This window comes from Pseudomonas sp. SWI7, assembly GCF_006351945.1.
GTDB lineage: Bacteria > Pseudomonadota > Gammaproteobacteria > Pseudomonadales > Pseudomonadaceae > Aquipseudomonas > Aquipseudomonas fulva.
Map to the genome: position 1 here is coordinate 538,113 of NZ_CP040930.1, position 11,812 is coordinate 549,924.

9 protein-coding genes are annotated in these 11,812 nt (G+C 64.9%); 7 read left to right on the forward strand and 2 right to left on the reverse strand.

Annotation, left to right across the window (positions count from 1 at the left end):
- Positions 1–2: 2 nt before the first annotated feature.
- A complete protein-coding gene (locus tag FH041_RS02530) occupies positions 3–839 on the reverse strand; it encodes a TlpA disulfide reductase family protein (RefSeq protein ID WP_027916034.1) in 837 nt (278 codons plus the stop codon).
- Complete coding sequence (dsbD, locus tag FH041_RS02535; RefSeq protein WP_140174150.1) at positions 839–2,560, reverse strand: protein-disulfide reductase DsbD; 1,722 nt, start codon at positions 2,558–2,560, stop codon at positions 839–841. Before dsbD ends, FH041_RS02530 begins: the two co-directional genes overlap by 1 nt.
- 282 nt (positions 2,561–2,842) lie before the next feature.
- Here dsbD and FH041_RS02540 point away from each other — a divergent pair, with 282 nt between their 5' ends.
- The 7 genes from FH041_RS02540 (at position 2,843) to FH041_RS02570 (ending at position 11,351) form a co-directional block, all read left to right on the forward strand.
- The gene (locus tag FH041_RS02540; RefSeq protein WP_140174151.1) at positions 2,843–5,674 is read left to right on the forward strand and encodes a xanthine dehydrogenase family protein molybdopterin-binding subunit; all 2,832 of its coding nucleotides are present in this window, start codon (positions 2,843–2,845) and stop codon (positions 5,672–5,674) included.
- A complete protein-coding gene (locus tag FH041_RS02545) occupies positions 5,667–6,203 on the forward strand; it encodes a (2Fe-2S)-binding protein (RefSeq protein WP_023535868.1) in 537 nt (178 codons plus the stop codon). Before FH041_RS02540 ends, FH041_RS02545 begins: the two co-directional genes overlap by 8 nt.
- A 2-nt stretch (positions 6,204–6,205) precedes the next feature.
- Entirely contained in the window at positions 6,206–7,417 is a 1,212-nt protein-coding gene (locus FH041_RS02550) for a cytochrome c (RefSeq protein ID WP_033695153.1), read from the forward strand.
- Between the two features lie 3 nt (positions 7,418–7,420).
- Positions 7,421–8,392 (forward strand): XdhC family protein, encoded by a 972-nt coding sequence (locus tag FH041_RS02555; protein ID WP_027916038.1) that lies wholly within the window; start codon positions 7,421–7,423, stop codon positions 8,390–8,392.
- Positions 8,389–8,964 (forward strand): NTP transferase domain-containing protein, encoded by a 576-nt coding sequence (locus tag FH041_RS02560; RefSeq protein WP_027916039.1) that lies wholly within the window; start codon positions 8,389–8,391, stop codon positions 8,962–8,964. Before FH041_RS02555 ends, FH041_RS02560 begins: the two co-directional genes overlap by 4 nt.
- A gap of 384 nt (positions 8,965–9,348) precedes the next feature.
- Positions 9,349–10,032, forward strand: coding sequence for a response regulator transcription factor (locus FH041_RS02565; RefSeq protein WP_027916040.1), 684 nt, complete (start codon positions 9,349–9,351; stop codon positions 10,030–10,032).
- Positions 10,029–11,351 (forward strand): ATP-binding protein, encoded by a 1,323-nt coding sequence (locus tag FH041_RS02570; protein WP_028687949.1) that lies wholly within the window; start codon positions 10,029–10,031, stop codon positions 11,349–11,351. Before FH041_RS02565 ends, FH041_RS02570 begins: the two co-directional genes overlap by 4 nt.
- Positions 11,352–11,812 lie beyond the last annotated feature (461 nt).

The following is an 11,812-nucleotide window of genomic DNA, read 5'->3' on the forward strand; positions in this document are numbered from 1 at the left end:
GGTCAATGTCCTTGTGCGGCAGGTTCGGGCGTGGCGGCCCGTTGGTAGGATTCCAGGGCGTGACGCAGGCTGGCGCGCGACAGCTCGCCCAGATGGCTGCCAAGCAGGCGGCCGCCCTCGTCGTAGAACAGGGTGGTAGGCAGGGCCATGGAGCCGACGCGCTGGGCCAGCAGGCCAGTGCCGTCGAACAGCACGTGGGTCAGGCTCAAGCCGGTGGTGGCCAGGAAAGTGCTGACGTTTTCAGGTGTCTCGCCTTGGTTGACGAACAGGAACGTCACATGGGGGTACTCGCCTTGCGCTTGTTGCAGTACAGGCATTTCCCGACGGCAGGGCGGGCACCAGGTCGCCCAGATGTTGATCACCAGCGGCTTACCCCGGTAGCGCTGCAACGCCACCGACTCGCCTGCGGCATCGCGCAGGGTGATGGCAGGCAATTCGGTCCCCTTGCTGTACAGGTGGCTACCCAAGCTGGCCAACCCCCAGAACAAGGCGCCGCTGAACAGCGCCCAGCTCAATGGCCGGCGCAGGCCAGGGCGACGCCAGCCTTGCCACACAGCAGCCAGGCTGATGCCCACAAGCCCTGGCCAGAGCAGGAAACCGCCGTCGCGGATGTCGATGATCTGGAGCAGATCGCCCCGGTACATCGACCAGTAGGCCGCGACAAATCCGATCCGCGCGCACAACAGGCCGATCAGGAACAGATTGAACAGCGCGGACTCGGGGCTCTCGCCGCCACGCCGTGCCACCCACCAGCCGACCACGCTGGCAATGCCCAGGGCACACAGCAGCACCAGATGGTTCAGGGCCATGGTCAGTGGCCCCAGGGTCACGGTCAGCATCAGCCCTGGCTCCGGGTGAGGGTCCACTGTTGCACGAAGGTGGCGGCATCCACTTCTCCGGTGATGCGCCTTGCCCGGCGCTCCTGGCCTTCTGGGCCGAGCCAGATCAGGGTAGGTGGGCCAGGCACCTGGTAACGCTGCAACAGCGCCTTGCTGGCGGGCGTATCGGTGGTGACGTCCAGGCGCAGCAGGTGCACGCCGGCCAGTTCGGCCTGGACGTCGCTGCGGCTGAACACCTGCTTTTCCATAACCTTGCAGGCCACGCACCAGTCGGCGTAGTAATCGAGCAGTACCCACTGGTTGCGGCCTTTGGCCGCGTCCAGCTCCCGTTGCAGTGCCTCGGGCGTACTCACGGTGACGAAGGCGTCGTGGGCAGGCGAGTCGGTGGCGGCCACCGTCCCACCCGTGAATGGGCGCAGCGGTTGCCACAGGTCATCGCCGCCGGCAGCGGCGCCGACCAGCAGCAAGCCGCCCCACATGGCTGCCAGCAACGGTGCAATGCGCAGCGCCGGAAGGCGCTGTAGCGCAGGCCAGGCGGTCCAGCCCAGTGCGATCAGCCAGGCCCCGCTCAAGGCCAACAGCAAGCTGGCCGGGAGCAGGCTGCGCACCGTGTACAGCGCCATGGCCAGGAACACGAAGCCGAAGATGCCTTTGACCAGGTTCATCCAGGCGCCAGGGCGTGGCAGGAAGCGGTTGCCCAGGGTCACGATCAGCAGCAGCGGTACCCCCATGCCCAGGCCCAGGCTGAACAGCACCAGCGCCCCTTGAAGCACGTCGCCGCTCTGGGCGATGTACAACAGCGCCCCGGCCAGCGGCGCGGTCATGCAGGGCCCCAGCAGCAGCCCGGACAACACGCCCAGCAGCGCAGCACCATACAGGTTGCCACCGCGCGTGCCCTGTCCGGCGCGGTCCAGGCGGTCGCGCAGGGCAGCGGGCAATTGCAGTTCGAAGGCGCCGAACATGGGCAGGGCCAACAACACGAACAAAGCGGCCAGGCTGCCCAGTAACCAGGGTTGTTGCAGCCAGGCCTGCAAGCTGGCGCCCAGTAGCGCAGCCACCACACCCAAGGCGGCATACACCAGGGCCATGCTCAGCACGTAGGTGCCAGCCAGCATCCAGCCACGCCGTGCACTGGCACCATTGCCCAGCACCAGCCCGGCGAGAATCGGCAGCATCGGCAACGAACAGGGCGTAAAGGCCAGCAGCAGGCCCAGGCCGAAGAAGGCCAGCAGGCCCCAGGCCAGGTTGCCCTGCTGCAGGCCGCTGGCCAACGCCTGATCGCTGGCCTGCTCAGCTTCCAGGGTGGCGGCCGAGGCTTCGCCTCCCAGGTCGACCAGCGTCGTCTGCGGGGGGTAGCACAGGCCCGCATCGGCGCAGCCTTGCCAGCCAAGACGCAACTGCCCCTGGGCGCCGGGGGGCACTGTCAACTCAAGCTGTTCGCGGTAGACGGTGCTGTCGCCGAAAAACTCATCGTGGTGATTGATGCCCGCAGGCAAGGGCGGATGCTGGGCCGTGGGCAGCCCGTCGAACTTCAGGCGTTTCTGGTACAGGTAATAGCCCGGCTGAATCTGAAAATACAGGCGGGTAGAGCCGTCGGCCTGACGGTCGTGGGTTAGCACGAAAGCCTGTTCGACGGGTAGAAAGTCAGGCTTGGTGGCGAATGGGTTGGCCTGCGCTGGGCCAGCCAGCAGCACCATCAATAACAGCAGAAAAACGCGCATGAGTTTGCCTTGGCAGATCGTTGAATGGGGCCATGCTGGCGAGGATCGATTAACCCACTGTTAACGCGGGAATAGGGTTGAAGCAAGTCGGCTGACCTCCGGGTTCGACGAAATACCGCGACACAATGTCAGCTTGACTTTGCTTGTGATGGCGTCAATGCGGTAAAGTTGACAATCAAGTCAGTTTTTCCTGACCTGCACGACAGGGTTTCGACCCCCTCGACCCCTGCACAAGAATTAAGAACACATGGGCAGCACCCCCTGCTGCCCAGAGGATCAAGCATGTCCAACCGTGATATTTCCCGGCGCGCCTTTCTGCAAGGCGGCCTGATCGCTGGCGTCGGCGTGACCCTGGCGCCGCTTGGCAGCCAGGCGTTCGCCGCGTTGATGGAGGACCGGGTTACCGCCTCGCCGCTCAAATGGATGAACCATGACGGCAAGGCGCGCTTTCGTAACGACGCGTTGTCGAAAGTCTGTGGCAACAAGGTCTTCGCCCGTGACATTCGTGCCAAGGACATGCCCGGCTGGCCTGCGCAGCAAGGCCACGCTCTGTTGCTCAAGGCCACCAAGGCCGACCGCCTCTATGAAGGCTACGACCTCAGTGTGCTGGGTGCCGAGTTGCAACCGGACCGCATCGTCACCGCTGCCGACCTGGAGCGCGACGGCATCGCCTGGCCCGAGGCGCACTCGCCAGACCCGCTCTTGCCCCCTGGCAAGGTCCCGATGTTCATCGGCCACCCGGTGGCGCTGCTGATCTGGCACGACTTCGAGCGCTTTCGTCAGGCCAAGCGCCTGCTGCAATTCAACGACCAGGTGATTCGCTACGGCGCCCAGGCGCCGTTGTACCAGCGTGACCCCTACGGCAGTTTCCGCTTCGTGCGGGTGGGTGGCGCCACCCCGTTCGACGAAGACGAATTCTCCAGCCTGAAGGATTCGCCGCTGTTTCCCACCATCCTCAACCGCAAGCCGGTGTGGTCCAAGTCGCCCAACCAACATGGCGACCTCACCGAGCAGGGCCTGTTCTACGCCAACCGCATGGCCGAACAGCTGGCCAACCCGCCCGAGCACTGGCTGGTCTTCGACGAGCGCTTCAAGACCCCCTCCATCGAGCCGGCGGCCTTGGAGCCGGACAACGGCAACGGTTGGTTCGACGAGGCCAGCGGCACCCTGCATTTCGTCGTGGCGACCCAGTGCCCGTTCGAGGCCGCGCAGGAATGCGTGCACATGATCAAGCCGTCACGCTTTGGCCTCAAGCACTTGAACATGCACCCAGGCTACACCGTCGGCTACGGCTCCAAGGACAACAACATCTTCGTCTTCTACGCTGCCGTGGCAGCGCTGTATGGCGAGGGCGTGCCGGTGCGCCTGGCCAACGACCGCTACGAGCAATTCCAGAGCGGCATCAAGCGCCACGCCTTCGACATCCGTTACCAGTTGGCGGTGGACAAGAAGGACAACAGCTTCAAGATCTTCCGTGCCGACATGAGCTGTGACGGCGGTGGTCGCATTAACTACAGCCCCTCCGTTGCAGCCGTAGGCGCTACCGCTGCCCAGTCGATCTACTACATGCCGCAGAACGATCTGGCAGTCACTGCCTATCATTCGCGGGCAGTGGAAGCCGGCTCCATGCGCGGTTACGGCACCCTGCAAAGCATGGCCGCCACCGAGATGATGGTGGACGAAGTGGCCGGCCGCCTGGGCGTCGATGCTATTGACCTGCGGCGCAACAATGCCCTGAAGTCGGGCATGAAGAATACCCAGGGCGCGGTGCCAGCCGGTGCATTGCGCCTGCACGAGATCCTCGACAAGGCGGCTCAGCACGAAGGCTGGCGTAACCGTGATGCACGCAAGCAACGGCGCGAGGCCAGCGACCCGGATCATTGGTACGGCACTGGCTTTGCCATCTGCCAGAAAGACTTCGGCACCGGCGCCGAAGCACCCATGGCCAGCATCGAGTTCAGCCGCGACGGGCGCATCAGCCTGCGCCACATCGGCACCGAGCTTGGCACCGGCATGTCCACCTCCCAGGCACTGGTGGTCAGCGATTTCCTGGGCCGTTCGGCCGACGAAGTGCTCACTGCCGTCACCGAGTGGCCCGAGCTTCAACTGTCCACCAGCGGCAACCCGTACCTGATCAGCCAGGCCGAACAGGACGCCGCCCTGCGCAACCCGCGCTGGGTCGGCAAGCTGGCCTCACCCTCGTCGGCGACCAACTCGGCGTTCTATTTCAGCCATGCCACACGCGAGGCGGCTCGCGCGTTGTTCAATCACGGCCTATGGCCTGCTGCCATGGCCATCTGGACCCAGGGCCCGCACGGCGGCCAGGCCAACCCGCTGGTGGTGCGTCGGGAAAACGCAGTGTGGGTCAACGGTGAGCTGACCGGCAACGGCCTGGCGCCTATTCCTTTTGCGCAACTGGCCGAGAAGGCCCATGCCATGGGCCTGGTAACAGGCGTGAGCGTCCACGGTTTCAACCGCTGGAGCTGGGCTGAGTCCGACTTCGTCATCGACGGCGTGCGCGAGCGTTTCCCGCTCGACGCGTTGGCCGTGAAGTACGGCGACGGCGCCGCCAATGCCAAGAAGGCGCAGATGACCAGCAGCGGCTACCACCTGCTCGACCGTCAGAACCCTGCCTACCCCGATACACAGTTGAACAACGCCATGGTCACCTATTACAGCCCGGTCGCCACCCTGGTGGAGGTGAAGGTGAACAAAGGCACGCACCAGGTGCAGGTCCTCGATCACCACAGCTGGGTCGAATGCGGCCGCGTGCTGGTGCCTGAACTGGTCAAGGGCCAGCTCGAAGGCGGCATCGCCATGGGCATTGGCCATGCACTGACCGAGGAAATGCCGTTGTACGAAGGCGGGCCGGGGGAGGGCGACTGGAACTTCAACCGGTACCGCCTGCCGCACGCGCGTGATGTGGCGGTATGGACGCAAAGCAGCGAGATTCTTCCGCCGCTTTCACCCACCGACCCGTCCAAAGGCATCGCCGAGGTGGTGATGATCCCGATCGTCGGTGCCATCGGCAATGCCGTGGCCCATGCCATCGGCAAGCGCGTACGCGATCTTCCCATTACCCCAGCCCGTATCCAGGAGGCCCTCAATGGCTAACCGTCCACTGCAACTGACCCTCAACGGTCAACCGGTCGGCCCGGTCCAGGTCCCTGACGACCTGGCGATGATCGACTACCTGCACGAGCACCAGAACCTCACCGGCTCGCGCCTTGGCTGCGGGCAGGGCATCTGCCACGCCTGCGTGGTGATCGTCGACAACCCCGACGGCACCAGCGAAGAAGTGCGCACCTGCATCACCGGCGCCCATTACTTCGAAGGCAAGAAGGTCCGTACCATCGAAGGCCACGCCCAGCAGGACGAGGCTGGCAACCTTACGTTGAACCCGATCCAACAGAAGTTCGTCGACCTGTTCGCGTTCCAGTGCAGCTACTGCGCACCAGGCTTCGTCAACGCCGCCACAGTCCTGGTGGAAACCGCACAGCGCCAGCCGCTGAAAAAGAGCGAGGTGCAAGCACGTATCGAAGCCAGCCTTGGTCACCACATCTGCCGTTGCACCGGCTATGTGCGCTACTACCAGGCCACGCGCACGGTGCTCGATGACCTCGGCCTGGTAAAGGAGGGTTGAGCATGGGCTTTTTCCGTAGCGCCCTGGCGCTAGCGTTTGGCCTTGCCGCAACGTGCTCGGCGCTGGCCAGTGATGACGGCCAGATCAAGCGCGGCCAGTACCTGGCCCGTGCTGCCGACTGCATGGCGTGCCACACGGCCGAGGGCGGAGCGCCGTTCGCCGGTGGCCTGCCGATCCATTCGCCGTTTGGCACCATCTACGGCACCAACATCACACCCGACAAGCAGTACGGCATCGGCAACTACAACGCCGACGAGTTCTTCGCGGCCGTCACCCAAGGCAAGCGCAAGGACGGCGCCAACCTGTATCCGGCCATGCCCTATACCTCGTATCACCTGATGCGGCGTGAAGACTCGGATGCGATCTTCGCCTACCTCAAGACCATCGCCCCGGTCCATCGCCCGGCACCCCAGACGGCCCTGCGTTTTCCGTTCAACGTGCGCCTTGGCCTGAGCGGCTGGAACATGCTGTACGGCAAGAGCGTGCAGGCCCAGCCTGTCGAAGGCAGCAGCCCTGCCTGGCAGCGTGGCCAGTACCTGGTCGAGGTCATGGGGCACTGCGGCGAGTGCCACACCCCGCGCAACGCGGTCGGCGCCTTGCAGCAGGACCTGCGTCTGAGCGGTGGGCTGCTCAACGGATACCTGGCCCCGAGCCTGCTGGCCACCGACCTGGCCGAGCGCGGCTGGTCGCAACCGGATCTGACCGCGTTCCTCAAGCACGGGATCAGCGCCCAGGGCAGTATGTTCAACGAAATGTTTCCGGTGGTGCACCTGAGCACTCAGCACCTGGAAGACGCCGACCTTGCCGCCATGGCCACTTACCTGCTCGGCGACAACCCGCCGGTGGCCAAGGCGATCGCGCCCGTGCCGCTGACGCAGATGAGCGAAAGTGCCCAGCGCGGTCGCCAGCAATACCTGAACGTATGCGCCGGTTGCCACGGCGTGGAGGGCCAGGGCAAGCCGCACATCGCCGTGGCGATGCAAGGCAATACGGTGCTGCGCCAGGCCGATTCGCGCAACCTGGCCAAGGTGATACTCGACGGGATCCGCGAGCAGCAGTTCACCGGCTTTGAGCGCATGCAGCCGATGCCAGGGTTCGCTGATAAGCTCGATGAACGCCAGGTGACCGACATGGTCAACTACCTGCGTCAGGCATGGGGCGGGCTGCCCGGTGATTTCAGTGAACAACAGCTGGCCGAGCTGAAAGCGGAGTAAAGCGTGCAGCATCTCGATCTACAGGTGATTCGCCAGGCGTTGCAGTGGTCTAGCACAGGTCAAGCGGTGTGGTTGTGCACCGTGCTCGCCACTTACGGCTCGGCGCCCCGCGCGCCGGGCTCGTTGCTGGCAGTCAACGACAAGGGCCAGTGGCTGGGGTCGTTGTCCGGCGGTTGCGTCGAAGACGATTTTCTTGAACGCGTGGCCCTGGGCGAGTTCGTGCAACCGGCGGCCATCGTGCGCTACGGCGATGGCAGCGACCCGCGCTCGCGGGTCAGCTTGCCCTGTGGCGGCGTGCTGGACGTGCTGGTGGAACGCCTGCCGTCCACGTGCGAGGTGCAAGACCACCTGCGCCAGCTGGAAAGCGCGTTGCAGGGTCAGCGGCGGGTACTGCGCCAGGTCAAGGTGCCCAGCGGCATCCAGGGTCTGACAGACGCAGCCGGTCAAGGGCCGCGCGTGCACCGCGACGGTGACTGCGTGCATCTGCGCGTGGGTGCCGCCCAGCGGCTGCTGCTGGCGGGGTATTCCAGTGTTGCCCAGTACTGCGCCGAATTCGCCAAGGCCATGGGGTTCGAAGTGGTCCTGTGCGAGCCACGTGAGGAGGTGCTCGAAGGGGTGCAGATCGACGGTATCGAGGTACGCCGCGAGCTGCCCTCGGAATTCATCTTCAATGGCGGTTGTCATGCCGACACCGCCGTGGTGGCGCTCACCCACGATCCCAAGATCGACGATCTGGCCATGCTCGAGGCCGTGCGTACCGAGGCGTTCTATATCGGCGTGATGGGTTCGCGCGCCACCTCCGATAAACGCCGCGAGCGGCTGCACCGCATCGGCGGCCTGGATACCGATGCGCTGGATCGCATCCATGCGCCCATCGGCCTCAACCTGGGCAGCAAGACGCCGGCCGAGATCGCATTGGCGGTGTTGGCAGATGTACTGCGGGTGCGCAACGGGCTTGACCGGGCCGCCTTGTGAAGGTGGCGGCGCTGGTCCTGGCCGCTGGGCGCAGCAGGCGCTTCGGTGCCGACAAGCGCCGGGCCCTGCTGCCCGACGGGCGCAGCCTGTTGGCCCAATGTGTACAACGGGCCGAGGCGGTGTTCGAGGATGTGCGCGTCGTGTTACGCGAGGACGAGGGCCGCGAGGACTTCGACCTGGGCACCGCCTGTGGCTGGGTCGTCAGTGCCCAGGCAGCTTCGGGCATGGGGCACAGCCTGGCAGCAGGCGTTGCCGCCCTGGCTGACAGCGATGCGCAGGCGGTGGCTATCTTGCTGGGGGACATGCCCTGGATAGAGGCCGCGACCCTCAGGCACCTGGCCGAGATCGCCCAGGCTTCGACCATCGTGCTGCCGCGTCATGCTGGGCAGCAGGGGCATCCGGTGATCTTCGGGCGCGCGTTCTGGCCGGCGCTGTTGGGGCTGACCGGTGACGAAGGCGCCAGAGCGGTGGTGCATGCCAACCGCGCCTCGTGCACGGTGATCGAAGTGTCGGATGCGGGGGTGTTGATGGATGTGGATACGCCCGAGGCGCTGGGCGTTTTAGGGCGTTGAGCAGGGCGGGGCACGTGGTGCTGCGCTGTATCTGGAAGATAGCGATCTCTATAAAAGGGCCTGGCTGGATCAGTCAGGGGGGGGCGCTGTTTTGAGGTTTCAGCTTCGCAGCTGATAGTGCCGGGGCCGCTGCGCGGCCCATCGCGGCACAAGGGCCGCTCCCACACGGGAAGCCGATAGACTCCAGATGTGGTGCATGACAGTTGACCCCCAAAGTTAAGCACCGCATGGTCCGGCGCTCCGGCAAGACCGCTCGTTGACTGTCAGACAATCCGCACGTTTCGCCGCCCAATCCTTCTCCCCAAACCCTGTGCCTGCGTCCATAATTCCCCCTTAATCCATTCACGCTGCAATGTCGGCCACACCATTGCGGGAGCCCCACCCATGCACGTTCTGCTTTGCGAGGACGACGACCTCATCGCTGCTGGCATCTGTGCAGGCCTTGCCGCACAGGGCTTGACCGTCGACCGGGTGGGCAATGCCGCCGCCGCCCGGGCCATGCTCCAGGCTGCGCAGTTCGACGTGATGATCCTCGACCTTGGCCTGCCCGACGAGGACGGCCTGAAGCTGCTGCGCCGCCTGCGTCAGCAAGGTGAGACGTTGCCAGTGCTGGTGCTCACCGCCCGTGATGCGGTCACTGATCGGGTCGACGGCCTGCAGGCCGGGGCCGACGACTATCTGCTCAAGCCGTTCGACCTGCGCGAGCTGGCCGCGCGCCTGCACACCCTGCTGCGCCGAGTCGCCGGCCGTGCGGTGAACGTGATCGAGCATGGCCCGCTGCGTTACGACCCCAGCAGCTGCGAGGCTACGCTTGCCGGCAAACCCGTGGACCTGTCTCGTCGTGAGCAAGCCTTGCTCCAGGCCCTGTTGCAGAACGCCGGGCGCGTGCTGTCCAGCGAGCAATTAAAGGACTGCGTGTACGGGTTCAACGACGAAGTGGAAAGCAATGCGCTGAACGTGCATATCCATCACCTGCGCCGCAAGCTGGGCAATGGCATCGTCGAGACCGTGCGCGGGCTAGGCTATCGCCTGGGCCCAGCCAATGCACCCACCGAGACGCCATCATGAGCCTGCGTGTGCGCCTGAGCCTTATCCTGGGCAGTGCCTTCGTGATCATCTGGGCGCTGGCCGCCGCCTGGATGTTGCGCGACCTGCGCCAGCAGATGATGTTCTCCCTCGACCAGCGCCTGGTGGCATCTGCACGCATGGTTGCCGGCCTGATCGACCAGCTGCCCCAGCCGCTCAGCGTCAAGGGCGAAGGTACTCACTATGCGGCTGACCAGTTGAGCGTACCGGACGGCATGGCCTGCCAGGTCAGCTCGCTGCGTGGGGAAATCCTGGCCAGCAACCACAAGCACGATGGCGTCATGGATGACGGGCGCAGTGGTTTTCGCGACCAGACCATCGACGATGCCTCATGGCGCACCTTCACCTACAACCATGGCGATGTACGCATCACCACAGCCGACCGGCACATGGAGCGCGAAGCCCTGAACCAGTCCATCCTGCTCGCTGCCTCGGCGCCGGTGCTGATGGCCTTGCTGGGCAGCCTGGGCTTGCTCTGGATCGGGCTGGGCAAAGGCCTGGAGCCGCTCAATCGCATGCGCGATGCCCTGCGGCGCAGGCGCCCCGACAGTGTCGAGCCGTTGCAGGTGGCCGGCATGCCCAGTGAGCTCCAGCCGTTGCTGGAGACCCAGAACCAGCTGTTCGTGCGCATCGCCCAGACCATCGAGCGCGAGCGGCGCCTGACCGACGATGCCGCCCATGAGCTGCGCAGCCCGCTGACAGCCATCAAGACCCACCTGCAGGTTGCTCGCATGACCGAGGGCACGGTGCGCGAACAAGCGCTCGAGCATGCCGAACAGGGCGCCGATCGCATGCACCGGACCCTGGAGCAATTGCTCATGCTGGCACGGGTGGAGGGTAGCTTGTCGTTCGACGACGGTGTGCAGTGCAGTGCCGAGCAAGTCGCGCGTCAGGCGGTGCAGGACGCCGGGGGTGGTGACAACCGCAGGATCGTCCTGAACTTGCCGCCCGAGGCGGCCCAGGTCTACCTGAGCATGCCCGCACCGCTCGCGGTGGCGGCGCTGCGCAACCTGCTGGACAACGCCTTGCGCCATGGCGGTGACGATGCGGTGGAGCTGGAGGTACAGGCCGTGGAGGGGCAGGTGGGGTTCATGGTGCGCGATCACGGGCCAGGCATCGCCGAGGCAGACCTCGGGCACCTGACCGAGCGTTTCTGGCGTCATGGCCAGAGCAGCGGATGCGGACTTGGCTTGGCCATCGTTCAGGCAATTGTGCAGCGCTGTGCGGGTAGCCTGAAATTCGATAGCCGAAGTGATGGGTTGAGGGTGGTATTGCAGGTGCCGGCGCGGCCTGCGGGGTGATCCTGGGCGTTGTCTGAACATTCTGGGGCCCAAAGCACGCAGTGTAAGAGGTGGTTGAGCAAGCTAGTTCTTTTATAGTCGGTGAAGATGTCTACTGCTACCTATTCTGGTAGACTTCTCGATCTATAATCATTGCAGTTGCAGTTGCAGTTGCAGTTGCAGTTGCAGTTGCAGTTGCAGTTGCAGTTGCTCTTGCTCTTGCTCTTGCTTCTAAGCGCGCGGTAGTTCAGGCGCCGCAGATCGCGACTTCAGGAGGCCGAGCGCAGGGCTTGCGGAGGGAGGTGACAGGCATGGATGCCTGTCAAGCGCTGGGCCCCAGGATGGGGCCTGCAGCGCGGTCCTCCCGGGAGCAAGCCCGGAGCGAGGGGACCTCGGAGCGGAGCGTAGGGGCCGGATGATAGGAGCAGGCGGTTTTTGCTTACTTTTTGACAAGACAAAAAGTGAGCCGCCGTAAGGGCGGA

Excerpts from the sequence above, each read along its gene's own strand:
- FH041_RS02530 (WP_027916034.1), bottom strand. The coding sequence starts at position 839 with ATGCTGACCGTGACCCTGGGGCCACTGACCATGGCCCTGAACCATCTG.
- dsbD (WP_140174150.1), bottom strand. The coding sequence starts at position 2,560 with ATGCGCGTTTTTCTGCTGTTATTGATGGTGCTGCTGGCTGGCCCAGCG.
- FH041_RS02540 (WP_140174151.1), top strand. The coding sequence starts at position 2,843 with ATGTCCAACCGTGATATTTCCCGGCGCGCCTTTCTGCAAGGCGGCCTG.
- FH041_RS02545 (WP_023535868.1), top strand. The coding sequence starts at position 5,667 with ATGGCTAACCGTCCACTGCAACTGACCCTCAACGGTCAACCGGTCGGC.
- FH041_RS02550 (WP_033695153.1), top strand. The coding sequence starts at position 6,206 with ATGGGCTTTTTCCGTAGCGCCCTGGCGCTAGCGTTTGGCCTTGCCGCA.
- FH041_RS02565 (WP_027916040.1), top strand. The coding sequence starts at position 9,349 with ATGCACGTTCTGCTTTGCGAGGACGACGACCTCATCGCTGCTGGCATC.
- FH041_RS02570 (WP_028687949.1), top strand. The coding sequence starts at position 10,029 with ATGAGCCTGCGTGTGCGCCTGAGCCTTATCCTGGGCAGTGCCTTCGTG.